This window comes from Dyella sp. (assembly GCF_035685805.1).
Lineage (GTDB): Bacteria > Pseudomonadota > Gammaproteobacteria > Xanthomonadales > Rhodanobacteraceae > Dyella_A.
In genome coordinates, this window is sequence record NZ_DASSAB010000050.1 from 32,228 (window position 1) to 49,616 (window position 17,389).

Below are 17,389 nucleotides of genomic sequence, written 5' to 3' on the forward strand. Positions count from 1 at the left end.
TCGGGGCACAGGCGCCACACGTTAGCGCAAGCCTCGTCGGCGGGGCAGCGCCGGCGGCGGGTCAATCCTGCTGATTGCGGTAGCGGGCCGACTCCCGTGCCGACAGCCACAGTGTCAGGCGGTCAGGCATGCACTGCGCCAGCGCCTTGATCACCCGGTTGATCCGACCGGGCACCCAGGTCACGCGGCCGCGCTCCACGGCGTCGATGCCCTGGCGTGCGACCTCGTCGGCGCCAAGCCACATGAAGCGCGGCATCGCGTTCATCTTTTCACGCGTCCCGGTGACGTCGTGGAATTCGGACCACGTGAAGCCCGGGCACAGGGCGCAGACGTGGACACCGGCCGCGCGGTTCTCGAGCGCGAGTGACTGGGACAGCGTGATCAGGTAAGCCTTGGACGCGCCGTAAAGCGTGTGGCCGGCGGTGCCGGGTACATAGCCGGCGAGAGACGCGACGTTGATCACCCGGCCGTAGCCGCGTTCGCGCATGCCCGGCAACAGGTGCCAGGCCAGCTCGGTGGGTGCGGTCATCATCACCTGGACAAACGCCGCATGGGCTGGCCACGGGTTCGCCACCAGCGTGCCGGGCAGGCCGTAGCCGGCATTGTTGATGAGCCAGTCCACTTTCAGTTGGCGCGCGTTGAGTTCTTCCGCGAGCCTGGCTGGCGCGTCGGCATCGGCGAGGTCCGCCGCCAGCACCGTGCAACGGGTTCCATGGGCAAGCAACAGTTCGGCGGCCAGCGTCTCCATGCGCTCTGCCCGCCGCGCAACGAGCACCAGATCGTGTCCCCGCGCGGCGAGTGCCATGGCGAACGCCCGCCCGATGCCGGCAGAGGCACCAGTGACAAGGCTGAGAGGTCGCACGGGCGTCATGGCGTTCACCTTGAAAGAAGACCGCCATCTTGCCGGCGGGTGCCAACGCAGTGCCAGCCCCGATTGCCCGCGGACGGGATGCATCGCTAAGCTCGCATCTTTTTGCGGAGCCCACCATGCGCAAGAAGCTGGTCGCTGGAAACTGGAAAATGCACGGCAGCCGCTCGATGGCCGCGGCCCTGGTGCGGGAGCTGGCGACCCAGCGCCCGGACGACGTGGACGTACTGCTGATGCCGCCGTTTCCCTATCTCGCGCTGGTCGATGAGCTCGCCGGCGGGTCCGGCATCTCACTCGGCGCCCAGGACCTGAGCGAGCACGAAGGGCAGGGCGCGTTCACTGGCGAGGTTTCCGCGGCAATGCTGGCCGACGCCGGCGCCGCCTGGGTGCTGGTGGGCCACTCGGAGCGTCGGCAGTACCACGGTGAGAGCGATGCGCTGGTGGCAAGGAAATTTGCCGCCGCCCGCGCCGGTGGACTCACGCCGATCCTCTGCGTGGGCGAAACGCGGGAAGAACGCGAATCCGGCAGCACCGAGCAGGTTATCCAGCGCCAGCTGACGGCGGTGATCGAGGCGATTGGCATTGCGGCATTCGATACCGCCGTGATCGCCTACGAGCCGGTGTGGGCGATCGGTACCGGGCTAACCGCCAGCCCCGAGCAGGCGCAGCAGGTGCACGCGTTCATTCGTAGCCAACTCGCGAAGTACGATGTTATGATCAGCGGTCTGACTCGCCTGCTTTACGGCGGCAGTGTCAAGGCAGCCAACGCGGCGGATCTGTTCGCGCAGCCGGATGTCGATGGCGGCCTGGTCGGCGGAGCCTGTCTCCAGGCCGGCGAATTTCTGGGTATTTGTGCGGCCGCACACAGAGCGCAACGGAATCCATAAACGATGTTCGTCATCTTCAGCGTCTTTTACATCCTGGTCGCCGCATCGATGATCGTGTTGATCCTGATGCAGCGCGGCGCAGGCGCCGATGCCGGCTCCGGCTTCGGCGGCGGCGCGTCGGCCACGGTGTTCGGCGCCCGCGGCTCCTCCAACTTCATGAGCCGTGCTACCGCGGTGCTGGCCGGGTTGTTTTTCCTGCTCAGCCTCGGCATGGGCATCTATCTCAGCCGTAGTGGTGCGCCGCAGGCCTCCAGCGACGACCTCGGCGTGATGGCGGGGCTTGCCAAGAAGGCGCCGGCAACCCAGAATGCGCAGCCCGCCGCTCCGGTGAACAGTGATGTTCCCCAGGCAGCGAAGCCGGCTGGTAGCGACGTACCTGCCGCACCGGCGGCAAACGATGGCAGCGTGCCGGCAGCGGCGGCTTCCTCGAAGTAGAAAGGCAAGACACCTGCCCAGGTGGCGGAATTGGTAGACGCACTACCTTGAGGTGGTAGCGACTTAGGTCGTGGGGGTTCGAGTCCCCCCTTGGGCACCAACAGACAGCACCCGGCCTCGTGCCGGCGAAAGCCGCCCCATCGGGGCGGTTTTTTTGTGTGCGGCGGGTCGCGATAGCGGCGTCGGACGGTTGTGCAGACGGTGTGAAGGCTTGCTAGGATGCAGGCACGGTCGCGCAGGGGCGTCCGTGGAGAGTTCACATGCAGACATATCTTGCGCAGTCCGCGTTTCGCCGCGGCCTGCGGTTGTTTGCAGGGATGCTGGCCGGCCTTCGGGCGCGACCGTCGACGCATGAAGCGCCTCAACCGGCCAATGACCTGGTGTCCTGGTGCTCGCCCGCGCGTACGCGGCGTGGCGACGAGATGGCGCGGAGCCGTCAGATGGAATCGCTGCACTAGCCGACATTCACTTTGCGGGCAGATGCTGCGGGTAGATCGCCTGCGGCGCGACCTCGTGCCATCCGTTGTCATCGCCGGCCGCGTCGGCGGTCAATGGAGCACGATCACTGTAGGTCGATGCTGACAGCGCGCTATGCTTGCAACTGGCAATCTCCCGGATGCGCTGGTCAGGGAGCACGATCCGGCGCGCCATGCAACGCTGAGATTCGGGATCTTCGCCGGATAGGTCGCAGGAGTCCCGCGACCGCCTGGCGCTCAGCGCCTACACATGCTGCGGCTGCCGGGTACGGCACCGCGCTCATCACCCAAGGAGGGTAGAAGTGATCAATGTCGTGTTGGTGGACGATCACGAGCTGGTTCGAACCGGCTTTCGGATGATTCTGCAACAGCAGCCCGATATCCGGGTTCGTGGCGAGGCCGGTAGCGCTGAGGAAGGGCTGCGCCTGATCCGCACGCTGGCGCCGGACATCGCGCTGGTCGATGTGCACATGCCTGGCATGAGCGGGATCGAGCTGACCGAGCGGGTATGCCGGGCAAAGCTGCACACGCATATCGTGATCGTCACCGTCGTGGACGATGCCCGGTTCCCCAAGCGGCTGCTGGACGCCGGTGCGCTGGGTTATCTCACAAAGGGCTGTTCGGCTGACGAACTGCTGGCGTCGGTACGCCAGGTCGCCAGCGGGCGACGTTATCTTGCCCCCGCGGTGGCCCAGCAGCTGGCGCTGGCCACGCTGGACGGCAGCGAATCGCCGTTCGACACCCTCTCCAGCCGGGAGCTGGAAGTGGCCATGATGCTGGTACGCGGAAAGCCGCTTACGCTGATTGGCGAGCAGTTGAACCTGAGCCCCAAGACCGTCTCCACCTACAAGCAGCGGCTGATGGAGAAGCTCAACGTCGATCACGTGATCAGCCTGGCGCATCTGATGGCAGTGCACGGACTGATCGATACCTCGGCCCAGCGCGCCACCGCCTGAAGCCAAGGCGGAAACAACAAAAAAGCCGGGCGATGCCCGGCTTTTTTGTTGTCCTGGAGAGAGCGGATTACCCCGCGGGGGAGGCGCTGTCCGGCTTTGGCGGATATTCCGCCTCGTCCTTCTCTTCGCCTTCCGTAGCCTGCGGTGCAGCAGGTGCTGGAGCGGGCTTGGCCTGGCCGCCACCGAGCAGGTCGCCCTGCGCTGGTAGGACTTGCGCCGATGCGTTGCTGGACTCCTCCGTCACCTGAGCAACCGGCGTGTGCATCGACTGCATGGGGACCTCGGCATGCGCCACGTCCGCCACCGGCTCCGCTGCTGGTTGGGCCGCCGGGGCCATTGCCGGAGAGGGAGCAGGCGCCGCTTCCTGCACCTGCGCAGCGGCCGGCTGAGCCGCAGCAACCGTGACCGTATCGGCGGTGGACGCGGAGTCCGGGGTCGATTCCGCGCGCGGAATCGGTGGCAGCGTCGGCAGATTGAACGAAGCAGCAGCCACCGTCGCAACGGCCACCGCGGGTGCGGCGGTGATCGGCTGGGCAGGCGTGGCGGGAGCCGCTGCTTCCGCATGGTTTTCGCTTGGCTGGACAGCCGGTGCCGACGTGGGCGCCGAAGCGCGTGGGCTCGCCTCGGCTCCAGCCACGTCACCGTTGCCTTCCGACTCCGACGCTGCGGCAGCGGGGCCGCGAGCGCGCGCCGGGCGTTCGGGGCGCGGGGCGGGCGCTGCCGGATCACGATCCTCGTCATCCAGTGCCTTCGCCTGCTGGGTGGCGTCCTGATCGACGATCGGCGCGCCATTCTCATCGTGACGGCGACGACGGCGGCCGCCGCGGCGTCCACGGCGGCGACGCGACTGGCTGTTCTCACCTTCGGCTGCTGCATCGTGCGCGGCTCCGTCGGGTTTGGCAGCGCTCGGGCCTTCGGTGGCAGCAGCCGTGACGATCTTTGCCTCGTCTTCCGGGCGCTCCTGCGCGACCGGTGTCCGCGGCGCCGGCGCACGCTCCGCACGCGGCGGCTTTGCCTCGTGGGCGGCCGTCTCGGCGCGTGCCGGCTTGTCGGCGGCGGCGTCGCCGCGCTGCGAGGCGCCGTTGCGCGGCTGCCGTTCCGGCCGCGGTGTAGCTGCAGCCTGCGCCTGACGCGGCGTCTGGGCCTTCTCGGTATCACCGCCGCGCTGGCGGTTGCCGCGCGCCTGCGTTGCATTGCTGCCGCGGTTGCCGTTCTGGTTGCCGCTCTGGTCGCGACGCGACGCGTTTCCGCCGCGGTTGCCCGCACTGCCGGAATTTGCCTGGACTGCGCTGGTGCGGGAGCGGTCATCGCGACGTGCAGTCGAGTTCCGCCGTGCGTCGTTCTGTGGCTGGGCAGGTGTCGAGGGTGCCGGTTCGGCTGCGCTGCGGAACCAGCCAAGCAGACGGGAGATGACGCCGCCGGCCGGCGCGGGCGCCGCGGCAGCAGCCACCGGCGCCTGACGGCGGGCGGCGGGGGGCGCGGCCAGCGTCGGCGCAGGCTCCGGCTGTTCGTCGCGAACCGGTGCGGGCGTAGCGGGCACCACGCCGCTGACGGCAGGCTGTTCGCTGCTGCCCAGGGTCTGGCCCATCTTGGGTACGGCAGTTTCCTCGATCGCGGTCAGACGCTCGTAGCTGGGCTTGCTGTGCTCGCCCATCTCCGCTTCCTTGATCCGCTGGATTTCGATGTGCGGCGTTTCCAGCTTGTCATCGGCCACGATGACCACGTGCACCTTGTTGCGCAGTTCGATTTCGACCACGCTGGCACGCTTTTCATTGAGCATGAAGTTGGCCACCGGCGGCGGGGCCTGGACCAGCACCTGCCCGGTGTTGTCCTTCATGGCGTGTTCTTCGATCAGGCGCAGCGTCGACAGCGCCAGTGACTCGACCCCACGGATGTGGCCATGACCCTCGCAGCGGGGGCAGACCACCTGGGTGGCTTCGCCGAGGCTCGGACGCAGGCGCTGGCGCGACATCTCCAGCAGGCCGAAGCGCGAGATGCGCCCGATCTGCACGCGGGCACGGTCCAGCTTCAGCGCGTCCTTGAGCTTTTCCTCCACTTCGCGCTGGTGCCGCGGGCTGTCCATGTCGATGAAGTCGATCACGATCAGGCCACCGGCATCACGGATGCGCAGCTGGCGGGCGATCTCGACCGCTGCTTCGCAATTGGTGTTGAACGCGGTGTCCTCGATGTCCGATCCCTTGGTCGCCTTCGAGGAGTTGATGTCTATCGCGGTCAGGGCTTCGGTCTGGTCCATCACGATGGAGCCGCCGGAGGGCAGCCGTACCTGGCGGTCGAACGCGCTCTCGATCTGCGTTTCGATCTGGTAGCGCGAGAACAGCGGGGTGTCGTCCTTGTACAGCTTGAGCTTGCGCAGGGCGTTGGGCATCACCTGCTGCATGAAATCGCGCGCGTCGTTGTACAGCGATTCCTCGTCGATCAGGATCTCGCCGATGTCGTTGCGCAGGTAGTCGCGCAAGGCGCGGATGAACAGCTTCGATTCCTGGTAGATCAGGAACGGCGCCTTCTGCTTGCTCGCGGCCTCGGAGATCGAGCGCCACAGGGTGAGCAGATAGTCCAGATCCCACTGCAGTTCTTCGGCGTCGCGGCCCATGCCGGCGGTGCGCACGATCAGGCCGACGTCGTCGGGCACGTTCAGGTGGTCCAGCGCTTCCTTCAGCGCCTGTCGATCCTCGCCCTCGATCCGGCGCGAGACGCCGCCAGCCTTCGGGTTGTTCGGCATCAGCACCATGTAGCGGCCGGCGAGGCTGATATAGGTGGTCAGTGCAGCGCCCTTGTTGCCGCGCTCCTCCTTCTCCACCTGGACGACCAGCTCCTGGCCTTCCTTGAGCAGCTCGCGGATGTTCGACTTGTTCGGATCCAACCCCGGCGTGAAGTACTCGCGGGAGATTTCCTTGATCGGCAGGAAGCCGTGGCGCTCTGCGCCGTAGTCGATGAAGCAGGCCTCCAGCGAGGCTTCCACGCGGGTGATGCGTCCCTTGTAGATATTGGACTTCTTCTGCTCGCGGGACGGGATTTCGATATCGAGGTCGTAGAGGGTCTGGCCATCGACGATGGCCACACGCAACTCTTCGCGCTGAGTCGCGTTGATCAACATGCGTTTCATTGGATTGTTTCCTTCAGCCTGCCGCACGTCGCGATGGTCGGTGGCGCCACTTCGGGCGGCCTGCCGGCGATCGCGCCGCTGACGGTCAAGCGGCAAAAGTACGGCACCATTCCGGGTGCCGGCGATGATTCAGGACACTGCGCCGTAGCGAGCCGGACCGTGAAGGGACCGGGCAAACCACTGGCCGAACCGCTACGATGAAAGGGAGCTGCGACCGGCTGCCCGGGGAAGGCGGCCGGCGCAATCCTCGCCGACGAGACGGACGGGCCCTTCCGATCAACCAGAGCGGACGGGGCAAAGCGCCGGCCGAGTATCCTATCGAAGCGGATTTTTTTCAATGCAGACGGTAACTTCCCCCGACGTATCTCAAGGGGTGCGTCAAGTCGAGATCGGCCCGGAGCGGGACGGTCAGCGCATCGACAACGCGCTCATGACCCTGCTCAAGGGCGTCCCCAAGAGCATGATCTACCGCATCCTGCGCACCGGTCAGGTGCGGGTGAACGGCAAGCGCGCGAAACCCGACACGCGCCTGGCGGCGGGAGACATGCTGCGGATCCCCCCGGTTCGCGTCGCAGAGCGGCCGGAGACGCAGGGGCCCAGCCACGGGCAGATGGCGCAGGCGTCCGGGGCGATCATCTTCGAGGACAAGCACTTCCTGGTCATCGACAAGCCCTCGGGCATGGCCAGCCACGGCGGCAGCGGCGTCAGTCATGGAGCGATCGAGCTGATGCGGGCTGCGCGGCCGCAGGACCATCTGGAGCTGGTTCACCGGCTCGATCGCGACACCAGTGGGGTGCTCGTGTTCGCCAAGACCCGTGCCGGACTGACCGGCCTGCAGGCGGCGATCCGCGACAGCCAGGTGGTCAAGCAATACCTCTGCCTCATGGTCGGCCATCCCGCGAAGGCCAAGTTCGACGTCAACGCGCCTCTGGCCAAGTTCGTTCTGCAGGGCGGCGAACGCATGGTAAGAGTTGCCGATAACGGCAAGCCATCGCTCACTTTTTTCCGCGAGATGGACCAGTACCCCGGCGCCCGGCTGATGCAGGCGACGCTCGGTACCGGACGCACCCATCAGATCCGGGTGCACGCCGCGCATATCGGCCATCCGCTGGCGGGCGACCCCAAATACGGTGACCGCGAGGCGAACAAGCATTTCAAGGAGCGTGGCCTGGGCCGCCTCTTCCTGCACGCCGCGCACATGAGCTTCGAGCTGGACGGGCGCTCCTACAGCTTTTCAGCGCCGCTTCCAGAAGACTTGAAGTTGTTCCTGGACAAGCTTGTTTCTAAAAGAAAAAGCGCGCACTGACCTCAAGCGAGCGCAGGCCTTGGCCGACCAGGCCTGCGCCAACCAGCAGGGCGCACGCCGCATGCGCGAGCGCCACCGGCAGCACGCTGCGCGAGCGAATGAAGCACCAGGCCCACCATAATTCGGCGGCGAAACACAGCTGCATCAAGGCGCCGTTGGGCGTGTGGAGCGCGGCGAAGGTCGTGGCCGCCGCGAGTACCGCCCAGCGCGTGGCCGGCAGTAGCCGCTCGAACCGCGGCAGGATGAACGCCAGGATCAACCACTGCTGAAAACCGGCCCAGCCAAGGTAGGTGAGCGCGCGACCGGTCGTCGGTGGTGTCCACGCGTTCCCGGCGAGAATGCACAGCCCGCCCGCCACGGGTACAAGCGCCAGCGGCAACCACCAGGACCACGAATGCCAGGAGCCGATCCAGTGCCACGGGTGGGAGCGCTGCCGCCAACTGGTCCAGGCAGCGAAGCTTGTGCCGGCTGCGAACGCCACTGCGGCAGGAACCGAAGCGTGCAGTCCCCAGCGCAGGCCGGCAATGACCCACAGGGGGCCCGCAAGCGCCATGGCCAAGGTGATTGCCGCTCCCGCCGGACGCCGTGCCAACCAGGCGAGGCCGCACAGATAGCCGGCCAGCGCCATCCACTCGGCAGCTACGGGGACAATGGCGGCGGCCGCGCCCGGACGCGGACCCGCCGGCACGACGCGTGCGGCCGGACGCAGCGCGAGCACGCGATCACGCCAGGCGAGCATCTGCTCGGCGGACGCGCCAGCCGGGGTCTGCAACAGCGGCGACGGTTCGGCGGAAGCGGCCAATGCGGCACGCTGCCGGGGCCAACGCGCGGGATCGAGCAGTACCGCCCGGGATACGCCCGGCTGCGCAACCGCCTGGGGACGTTCCAGCGCCACGTGGCGCAGCACGAGTTCCGATCCGGTTGATGCAGTGATGCGCAACCGCAGCATGTCCGCGCGGGCGGGCAGCGTGCAGTCTTCAGCGGGCGTCGCTTGCCACGACAGCGTTCGAAGGTCGATGCGTGCCACCGGATCGGCCCAGGTTATCGGTTTAGACACGCACGACGGTCGCCCTTCAGCCGACCAGACGATCGACAGCAATACCGGCGTCCCGGGCGCACGCGTGGGCGCAAGAACAGGCCAATGCGCCAGATCGAGCCCTCGGTCGATCGGCCAGCCGAGCTCGAAGGGCTGACCGTCACGGCTGGTCAACCGCAGGCCGTTCATTGCCGTCGTGATTTGCGCGTTGCCGAAGGCCCGCTGGGCGACGAGGTCGTGACGGCTGCGTGGCGACCATTGCCAGGGAGTGCGTCCCGCTTCCAGCGCCGTTTCGATGGCGCCGGCCTGTTGTTCCAGATAGCGCGCGGTGTAGCGAGCAGCCACTTGTCGGCAGGCGAGCAACGCCAGCGCGACCAGCAGGGCGAACCCCACAAGGCCAAGGGCCTTCTCGACGCGCGATGGCAACGTCAGCGCGCCAGCAGCGCCTCCACCCTTGCCGCACAGATGAAGTCGTTGAGGGACAGACCGCCCACATCGTGGGTCGACCACAGTACCTGGCAGTGGCCGTAGCCCGCTTCGAGATCCGGATGGTGATCCTGGTGATTCGCCATGAAACCGACGGCGTTGATGAAGCCGAGGGTGCGATGGAAGTCCTCGAAACGGAAATCCTTGGCGATGGCCTTGCCGTCCGCGCGCAGCGTCCAGCCGGGCAGGGCGGCGAGCAGGTCGTCGACCTGGGCGCGGGTCAGCGCGTGTTCGCTGCCCTTGCGGGGTACGCAGTGCTGGCGGGCCAGTTCGATGGGTGCCATGGGTTCTCCGTGCGGTGTCTGGCGGGGACGCGAAGGGTCGAAGGTGCAGGTGCAAATGTCAAAGCAAGCATTCGACCGGAAACAGGACTAAAATGGTGCTGTTTTCAGTCCGGCGGGTGCCGGCAAGACTTTCGACCATTTCCGTGGAGCGTTCATGATCGATATTTCCGAGCGGGCGCAGCAGCATTTCAGGAAGCTGCTCTCGCAACAGGGTGGCGACGGCCTGGGCATTCGCCTCCGCGTGGTCGACGCCGGCACGCCAGCGGCCAACTGCGAGCTGGAGTTCTGCGAGCCGGTCGACCTGAGCGGCCGCGAATGGACGATCGAGTGCGTCGGCTTCAACTTCTACGTCGACGGCGACAGCGCGCGCTGGCTCGAGGCCGCCACGATCGACTATGAGCCCAACGCCACCGGCGGACAGCTCAACATCCGTGCGCCCGGAATCAAGGGCAAGCAACCCGGCGCCGATGCCGGACTGGTCGAACGCGTGCAGTACGTGCTGGAAGCGGAGATCAATCCACGTCTCGCCTCGCACGGCGGCCGCGTCAGCCTGCGCGAGATCGACGCCGATGGCGTGGTGCTGCTGCAATTCGGCGGCGGCTGCCACGGTTGCGGCATGGCCGACGTCACGCTGAAGCAGGGGGTGGAGAAGACGCTGCGCGAGCGGGTGCCGGAGGTGACGGCGGTGCGCGATGCCACCGATCACGCCACCGGCGCCACCCCTTATTACGACGGCAAGCAGGGGCAATCGGCGCTGGGCTGACCATGGCCAGACGCCGGGCCGCCACATGGCACAAAAAAAGCCCGCCGAAGCGGGCTTTTCTGCATCAGCGGATGCGCCGTCGTTACTTGTTGCTGCCGTCGCCCTGGATATGGCCCTGCAGGGTATCGAGCTTGGTCGGCAGGCTCGAGAAATACGCGGTGATGTCCTCGATGTCCTGATCCGACAGCGTCGCCGCGAAACCCTTCATGATGGCGTTGTTGCGACCGCCATTCTGGTACTCGTGCAGCGCCTGCTGCAGGTAGGCGTTGTACTGGCCGGCCAAGCGCGGGTACTGCGGGTCGACCGCGTTGCCGTCGGCGCCGTGGCAGGCGAAGCAGACCGCCGCCTTGGTCTTGCCGTTCTCGACATTGCCGCTGGCCATCAGCGAGGTGGATGCGAACGCCAGTGCGGCGAACGAAAGCAGGGTGAACGCACGGGTCATGCGGAATCCTCTGTACGGCTTACTTGGCAAGGCTGGAAAGGTAGGCGGCGATGTCTTCGATGTCCTTGTCGGACAGACTCTGCGCCTGCGCCATCATCGTCGGGTGGGTGCGCTCGCCGCTCTGGTAGCCGTGCAGCGCATTGATGATGTACTGCTCGTTCTGGCCGGCAATGCGCGGCACCGGGTAGTCCGGATAAGCGTTGGCGTAGCCTTCCACGCCGTGGCAGCCGTTGCAGGTATAGACGAGCTTGCGGCCAGCGGCCTTGTCGCCCTCGGCGTGCGCGCTTCCAACGGTGAACAGGGCGGCGGCAGCGGCAAAGCCGAGCAGTTGCAATCGAGTCATTGAGTTCTTTCCCACGAGTCGGGCAGTTACATGGCACTGAGTCGCGGAAGTATAGACGTGGCCCCGGGCAGCGACAACCGCGCCACCCGCGGCGCAGCGCCGCTGGCCAGGCATGCGCGGCATCGGCACGGCCTTGCGCGTCAGAACAGGCTCTTGAGGATGTGGATGCCCGCGCTGTATTCGCCCACCAGCGTGCCGATGCTGACCAGAAAGAAGTTGAGCAAGGTGCGCGCCACGCGGTTGCGCCACCAGCCACTCCAGTGCGAGACCTGATCACGCAGGGTTTCGAAGTCGCCCACACGCGGTTTGCGCACCCATGCTTCCGCCATCGCGCTGATGCCGCCGGCCGGGATGCCCGGCCGGAACGGCTTGATCGGCGCGGCGACGAACGCCGCCGCGATGCTCAGCGGATGCCCGCCAGCCAGCAGCGCGCCCAGCGCGGCGAAGCCGCCGGTGAACAGCACCCAGTTGCGCAACGCGTCCGCGCCCAGCGCGGGGTTGCGCACGAAGGCGTACGCGATCAGGGCGAACACCGCCAGCACCAGGCCCAGGGCCAGCCACTTCGGCCAACGCGCCTTCGGCGGCGTGCTGGCGAGCGCCGCCACCGTGGCAGCGGGGTCGTCCTGGCCCTCGCGCAGCGCGGTGGCGAGGCCCTTGAGGTGACCTGCACCAACGACCACGAGCACCTTGCGCGGTGGTGCCGCCGGATCGCGTGCCGCTTCCTCGCGCAGGCGCGCCGCCATATATGCGTCACGCTCGGCGATCAGACTGCGGTACAGCGGCTCGGACTGGCTGGCGAAATCGCTGAAGGCACTCTCGAGCAGGTCGCTCTGCTTGAGCTTTTCGATCTCGTGCTCGGCGATCTGCTCACGATCTAACACACTCGCCAGCAGGCTTCCGAGCAGGCCGAATCGTTGCCAGAAGCCCACGCTCCGCCAAGCCCGCTTGAGCGTGGTGCCGACCTCTCGATCAACCAGCCAGACACGCGTACCGGCATGCTCGGCGCCATCCATCGCTGCCTTCATCTCGGCGCCTGGCTGCACGCCGTACTGATCGCCCAGCCGCTGCTGGAACGAGGAAAGCACCAGGCTCGCCGCAACCATTCCCGCTTTGCCCTGGCGGATGACCTGAAAAAGGTCGGTGCGTCGAAAGGCTTCCGGATCACGCATGCCCTGCGCGCGGCTTTCGCACAGCTCCACCGCCACGGCGTCGAACGCCTCGTGCCCGAGCATGGTGTCGACCGCATCCACGCTCGCGCGCGACACGTGCGCCGTGCCAAGCAGCACGTACTCGGTGCCGTCACGGTGCACTCGTTCGATCGGCTGATCGGCCAGCATCTCGGGCAGGGCGTCACTGGCGATCGGGGCAAGGCTCATGCGCGGGGTGTGTCCATGAAAAGAAACCCAAGCATGGGGACCGTGCGGTCGACCCACAAGCATGCGAGCCGGATCGGTTCAGCCTTGCCGCGCGATCAGTCGCGGAAGCGGCGCAGCAGGTCGCCGTACGCGTCGATGCGGCGGTCGCGCAGGAACGGCCAGATCCGCCGCACCTGCTCGCTACGCGCCATGTCGATGTCCACCACGAGCAGATGGCGACCGTCGCTGCCCGCCTGGCCGAGGAACTCGCCCTGCGGCCCGGCGACGAAACTGGAGCCCCAGAACTCGATGCCGGCACCCACCTGGGTGGGATCCGCCTCGTAGCCGGTGCGGTTGCAGGCGAGCAGCGGCAAGCCGTTGGCGACGGCATGGCCGCGCTGCACGGTGATCCAGGCCTCGCGCTGGCGACCTTTCTCGGCTTGGTCGTCGGTCGGGTCCCAGCCGATTGCGGTGGGGTAGAGCAGGAGTTCGGCGCCGGCCAGCGCCATCAGCCGCGCCGCTTCCGGATACCACTGGTCCCAGCACACCAGCACGCCAAGGCGCCCGATCGAGGTGTCGATGGGATCGAAACCCAGGTCGCCCGGCGTGAAATAGAACTTCTCGTAGAACGCCGGATCGTCGGGGATGTGCATCTTGCGGTACTTGCCGGCGATCGCTGCCGACCGGTCGAACACCACCGCCGTGTTGTGGTACAGCCCGGTTGCGCGCTTCTCGAACAACGAGGCGACCACCACCAGCTTGAGCTCGTCGGCGAGCCTGCCGATGCGCTCGGTACTGTGCCCGGGAATCGTCTCGGCGAGGTCGAACTCGTCCACCGACTCGCGCTGGCAGAAGTACGGGCCGTTGTGCAGCTCCTGCAGCAGCACCAGTTCGGCGCCGGCGGCTGCCGCTTCGCGCAGACCGGCCTCGATCGCGTCCAGGTTGGCGTCGCGGCTGCCGCGGTGGGTTTCCTGCAGCAACGCGACCTTGAGGTTCTTTCGGGTCATGGAGTGTTCCTGTGAGCTTGCGACGCGGCCCGCGCTGCCGCCCGGGCGACGTGTCATGGGGATGCGCGACCGCTCAGGCAAGCAGCCCGGCCGGCAACTGCATCGTGATGCAGTGCAGGCTGCCGTTCTGCCAGATCAGCGGCCGGCAGGGCACCTGCACCACGACGCGGCCCGGATGCGCCGCGCCGATGATCCGCGCCGCTTCGTCATCCGCCGCGTCGCCATAGGCCGGCACCAGCACCGCGCCGTTGACGATCAGATAGTTCGCATAAGAGGCCGCCAGGCGCCGGCCCTCGTCGATGACCGGCCTGGCCCACGGCAGCGCGAACAGCGCATACGGGCGCCCGTCCTCCGTACGCAGCGCGGCCAATTCGTCGGCCATGCGCCGCAGCTCGTCGAAGTGGGGGTCGCTGGCGTCGTCGCAAGCCTGGTAGACGATCCGCTCACCCGGCGCGAACCGCGCCAGCGTGTCGATGTGTGCATCGGTGTCGTCGCCCTCCAGGTAGCCGTGCTCCAGCCACAGGACGCGGCGGGCGTGCAGCCCGTCGCGCAGGATAGCGTCCATCTGCTCGCGCGACTGGTCGGGGTGACGCTGGTGCAGGCAGCGCCACGTGGTCAGTACGGTACCCGCGCCGTCGCTCTCGATACCGCCGCCCTCCAGCGCCCAGTCGATCCGGCGGTGCATGGCGTCACCGAACACGCCGGCATCGACCAACCCGGCGATGACCGCGTCATCCTGTTCGGCGCCGAACTTGCCGCCCCAGCCGGTGAAGCGGAAGTCGGTCAGCTGGAAGCGGCCGGCGGCGTCGCTCAGGGTGATCGGGCCGGAGTCGCGCAGCCAGGTGTCGTCGTAGGGCAAGGCAACAAAGCGCAGTCGCGCCAGATCCGCGCCTGCAGCCCGCACCAAAGCCTCGGCACGGGCGTGTACTGCATCGTCGGGCACCACGATCACCAGCGACTCGAAACGGGTCACCGCAGCGGCGAGCGCGGCATAGGTGGTCTCCACCGCATCCAGTCGCTCGGCCCAGTCGGTGCCGGCGTGCGGCCACGCCACAAGCACCGCAGCCTGCGGTTCCCATTCCGCCGGAAGGCGCAGGGGAGAGTCATTCATCGGGGGACATTCGCACGTCGGCAAAAACAGACCGCGAATTGTAGGACACCGGCGTGGCCGGCGATGCCCCGGGCGAGGCCCGGGGCACGGTGTCAGTTCATCGAGGACGGATCGGTATTGTTGCCGGCCGGCGTGTTGAGCACGGCATGGATCACGTGACTCTTCTCGAAGTACACGATGAACTGTGCGTAATCCCAGCGGTTGATTACCGGGTGCTTCGAACTGTCACCGCCGCGCGGCGCAAGCTTGCGCTCCGGCGCGCCGTACTTCTTTTCCACCTGCGCCATGCTCATGCCGCGGGCGGGCAGGTTCATGCTCTTTTCCTGCTGTACGCGATTGATCAGCAGGTTGTCCGCCTGGGCGGCCATTGGCGCGGCCACGCCGACGGCCAACAGGCCCAGAAACATCAGGCCAAAACGACGATTGCTCATGATCCCCTCTCCCACGAATGCGGTGCCGCGTCGTTGTAGCAGAACCGCAGGCGCTTAGCCACGGCGTTTTGCGGCATATGCGATGGGTTGGGCGTTCGCCAGCGGCTATCATGTCCGGCTGCGGGTGCCCGATCACCCGGCTCAAGGACATCCTTCCTCGCATGATCGCTTTTCGTCACTTCGCCCTGCGCCGCGGCAGCCGCCTGCTGCTGTCCGATATCGACCTGGTCATCCAGAGCGGCTGGCGGCTGGGCGTGATCGGCCGCAACGGCTGCGGCAAGTCCAGCCTGTTTGCCGCCCTGCAGGGCAAGCTCGAGGGCGACGCCGGCGAGCTGGACATGCCCGGCAAGCTGCGTCTGGCCTCGGTGGCACAGGAGACGCCGGCGCTGCCGGACCTGGCGATCGATTACGTGCTGGGCGGCGACGAGGAGCTGGCCGCCGCGCTGGCCGACGAGGCAGACGCGCAGGAGCGCGGCGACATGGAAGCGATGGCCCGCGCGCACCACCGCATCGAAGAGCTGCACGGTTACGACGCCCAGGCGCGCGCCGGTCGGCTGATGCACGGACTGGGCTTTCCGCCGGAAACCCACCATCGCACCGTGCAGGAGTTCTCCGGCGGCTGGCGCGGGCGGCTCAACCTGGCGCGTGCGCTGATGTGCCCGTCCGACCTGCTGCTGCTGGACGAGCCGACCAACCATCTGGATCTCGACGCGGTGCTGTGGCTGGAGGAATGGCTGCGCCGCTACCAGGGCACGCTGCTGATCATCTCGCACGACCGAGAGTTCCTCGACGGCGTGATCACCCACACGCTGCATCTCAACGACGGCAAGGCCAAGCTCTACACCGGCAACTACAGCGCCTTCGAGCGCCTGCGCGCCGAGCAGCTGCGCCAGCAGCAGATCAGCCACGAGCGCGAGCAGGCCGAGCGCGCCCACCTGCAGTCCTTCATCGACCGCTTCAAGGCCAAGGCGACCAAGGCCAAGCAGGCGCAGTCGCGAATGAAGCGGCTGGAGAAGCTCGCCGGCACCGAAGCGGTGCGCGCCGAGCGCCCCTTCAGTTTCCAGTTCCCCCAGCCCGATCGCGTGCCGGACGCAATGCTGCAGCTCAACGAGATCGAGGCTGGCTATCCCAGCGAGGATGGCCACGGCTTCACCACCATCCTGGCCGACGTCGGCTTCAGTCTCGAGGCGGGCGAGCGCATCGGCCTGCTCGGCCCGAACGGCGCGGGCAAGTCGACCCTGGTCAAGACGCTGGTGGGCGAGCTCGAGCCGATGGCCGGCGAGCGCAAGTTCCACAAGGATCTGAAGATCGGCTACTTCGCCCAGCACACGGTCGAGAGCCTGCGCGAGGGAGCCAGCCCGCTGGACCACCTGCAGGACAAGGTGCCCGGCGTCGCCAACCAGGTGATGCGTGATTTCCTCGGCACCTGGAATTTCGCCGGCGATCGCGCATTCGAGTCGGTCGACGGCTTCTCCGGCGGCGAGCGGGCGCGCCTGGCACTGGCGCTGATCGCCTGGGACAAGCCCAACCTGCTGCTGCTGGATGAGCCGACCAACCATCTGGACCTGGAGATGCGCGAGGCGCTGGCCGACGCGCTGTCCGATTTCGACGGCGCGCTGGTGCTGGTCTCGCACGACCGTCATCTGCTCGGCATGGTCTGCGACAGCTTCTGGCGCGTCGCCGACGGCGTGGTGGAAGCATTCGACGGCGATCTCGACGATTACGCCAAGTGGCTGCGCTCGCGCGGTTCAGCCAACAAGAAGGCCGGCAAGAAAGGCGCTGCGGCTAAACCGGTCGCACCGGTGGAGACGCCGGAAGCGCGCCGGCGTCAGTCCGCGGCCCAGCGCGAAGGCGACAAGACCACCCGCTCGCGGGTAAAGAAGATCGAAACCCGGGTGGCCGCGATCGAAGGCGATCTGGCCAGGCTGGAGGCGCGACTGGCCGATCCGGCCACCTACAACGGCCCGACCGCCGAGATGATGAAGCTGAGCCAGCAGCAGGCCGATCTGCGGCGGGAAAAAGAGACCCTGGAAGTGGAGTGGCTTGAACTCTATGAACAGCTGGAAGCCTGAGGCGACC

The 17,389-nt window shown here is 67.2% G+C and carries 17 protein-coding genes and 1 tRNA gene; 7 read left to right on the top strand and 11 right to left on the bottom strand.

The features are described 5' to 3' along the window. Positions 1-61: 61 nt before the first annotated feature. Entirely contained in the window at positions 62-871 is an 810-nt protein-coding gene (locus VFG40_RS15055; RefSeq protein ID WP_324899033.1) for an SDR family NAD(P)-dependent oxidoreductase, read from the bottom strand. A gap of 116 nt (positions 872-987) precedes the next feature. Here VFG40_RS15055 and tpiA point away from each other — a divergent pair, with 116 nt between their 5' ends. The 3 genes from tpiA to VFG40_RS15070 all read left to right on the top strand — a co-directional run bounded on the left by tpiA (position 988) and on the right by VFG40_RS15070 (position 2,290). Continuing rightward, entirely contained in the window at positions 988-1,755 is a 768-nt protein-coding gene (gene tpiA / locus VFG40_RS15060; RefSeq protein WP_324898937.1) for a triose-phosphate isomerase, read from the top strand. Between the two features lie 3 nt (positions 1,756-1,758). After that, positions 1,759-2,190 carry a preprotein translocase subunit SecG gene (gene secG / locus VFG40_RS15065; protein ID WP_324898939.1) on the top strand — a complete coding sequence of 144 codons (432 nt, stop codon included), beginning with the start codon at positions 1,759-1,761 and terminating at the stop codon, positions 2,188-2,190. Positions 2,191-2,205: 15 nt separating this feature from the next. Next, positions 2,206-2,290, top strand: a tRNA-Leu gene (locus VFG40_RS15070). A 365-nt stretch (positions 2,291-2,655) separates the two neighbouring features. Here VFG40_RS15070 and VFG40_RS15075 read toward each other — a convergent pair. Beyond that, positions 2,656-2,841: a hypothetical protein gene (locus tag VFG40_RS15075; protein ID WP_324898941.1), complete on the bottom strand. Its 186-nt coding sequence runs from the start codon at positions 2,839-2,841 to the stop codon at positions 2,656-2,658. Positions 2,842-2,968: 127 nt separating this feature from the next. Here VFG40_RS15075 and VFG40_RS15080 point away from each other — a divergent pair, with 127 nt between their 5' ends. Continuing rightward, a complete protein-coding gene (locus tag VFG40_RS15080; RefSeq protein WP_324898943.1) occupies positions 2,969-3,622 on the top strand; it encodes a response regulator in 654 nt (217 codons plus the stop codon). Positions 3,623-3,689: 67 nt separating this feature from the next. Here the strand turns inward: VFG40_RS15080 and VFG40_RS15085 are convergent, their stop codons facing one another. Continuing rightward, the gene (locus VFG40_RS15085; RefSeq protein ID WP_324898945.1) at positions 3,690-6,746 is read right to left on the bottom strand and encodes a ribonuclease E/G; all 3,057 of its coding nucleotides are present in this window, start codon (positions 6,744-6,746) and stop codon (positions 3,690-3,692) included. Between the two features lie 337 nt (positions 6,747-7,083). Between VFG40_RS15085 and VFG40_RS15090 the strand changes: the two genes are divergently transcribed. Continuing rightward, positions 7,084-8,052, top strand: coding sequence for an RluA family pseudouridine synthase (locus VFG40_RS15090; protein WP_324898947.1), 969 nt, complete (start codon positions 7,084-7,086; stop codon positions 8,050-8,052). Here VFG40_RS15090 and VFG40_RS15095 read toward each other — a convergent pair. Together VFG40_RS15095 and VFG40_RS15100 are read right to left on the bottom strand one after the other, a co-directional pair. Beyond that, positions 8,030-9,514 (bottom strand): CPBP family glutamic-type intramembrane protease, encoded by a 1,485-nt coding sequence (locus tag VFG40_RS15095; RefSeq protein WP_324898950.1) that lies wholly within the window; start codon positions 9,512-9,514, stop codon positions 8,030-8,032. The two genes, VFG40_RS15090 and VFG40_RS15095, sit on opposite strands and share 23 nt — an antisense overlap. A gap of 2 nt (positions 9,515-9,516) precedes the next feature. Then, the gene (locus tag VFG40_RS15100) at positions 9,517-9,858 is read right to left on the bottom strand and encodes a 4a-hydroxytetrahydrobiopterin dehydratase (protein ID WP_324898952.1); all 342 of its coding nucleotides are present in this window, start codon (positions 9,856-9,858) and stop codon (positions 9,517-9,519) included. Between the two features lie 154 nt (positions 9,859-10,012). Between VFG40_RS15100 and VFG40_RS15105 the strand changes: the two genes are divergently transcribed. After that, positions 10,013-10,621 carry an NfuA family Fe-S biogenesis protein gene (locus tag VFG40_RS15105; protein WP_324898954.1) on the top strand — a complete coding sequence of 203 codons (609 nt, stop codon included), beginning with the start codon at positions 10,013-10,015 and terminating at the stop codon, positions 10,619-10,621. An 82-nt stretch (positions 10,622-10,703) separates the two neighbouring features. Here the strand turns inward: VFG40_RS15105 and VFG40_RS15110 are convergent, their stop codons facing one another. The 6 genes from VFG40_RS15110 to VFG40_RS15135 all read right to left on the bottom strand — a co-directional run bounded on the left by VFG40_RS15110 (position 10,704) and on the right by VFG40_RS15135 (position 15,310). Beyond that, complete coding sequence (locus VFG40_RS15110; RefSeq protein ID WP_324898957.1) at positions 10,704-11,063, bottom strand: c-type cytochrome; 360 nt, start codon at positions 11,061-11,063, stop codon at positions 10,704-10,706. Between the two features lie 19 nt (positions 11,064-11,082). Further along, on the bottom strand, positions 11,083-11,406 hold the full coding sequence (locus tag VFG40_RS15115; RefSeq protein WP_324898959.1) for a c-type cytochrome: 324 nt from the start codon (positions 11,404-11,406) through the stop codon (positions 11,083-11,085). Positions 11,407-11,546: 140 nt separating this feature from the next. Continuing rightward, entirely contained in the window at positions 11,547-12,782 is a 1,236-nt protein-coding gene (locus tag VFG40_RS15120) for a TraB/GumN family protein (protein WP_324898961.1), read from the bottom strand. Positions 12,783-12,877: 95 nt separating this feature from the next. Continuing rightward, a complete protein-coding gene (locus VFG40_RS15125) occupies positions 12,878-13,768 on the bottom strand; it encodes a carbon-nitrogen hydrolase (RefSeq protein ID WP_324898963.1) in 891 nt (296 codons plus the stop codon). A gap of 73 nt (positions 13,769-13,841) precedes the next feature. Next, positions 13,842-14,879, bottom strand: coding sequence for an agmatine deiminase family protein (locus VFG40_RS15130; protein WP_324898965.1), 1,038 nt, complete (start codon positions 14,877-14,879; stop codon positions 13,842-13,844). Positions 14,880-14,971: 92 nt separating this feature from the next. Beyond that, positions 14,972-15,310: a hypothetical protein gene (locus tag VFG40_RS15135; RefSeq protein ID WP_324898967.1), complete on the bottom strand. Its 339-nt coding sequence runs from the start codon at positions 15,308-15,310 to the stop codon at positions 14,972-14,974. 161 nt (positions 15,311-15,471) lie between these two features. Between VFG40_RS15135 and VFG40_RS15140 the strand changes: the two genes are divergently transcribed. Beyond that, a complete protein-coding gene (locus VFG40_RS15140; protein ID WP_324898969.1) occupies positions 15,472-17,382 on the top strand; it encodes an ABC-F family ATP-binding cassette domain-containing protein in 1,911 nt (636 codons plus the stop codon). Positions 17,383-17,389 lie beyond the last annotated feature (7 nt).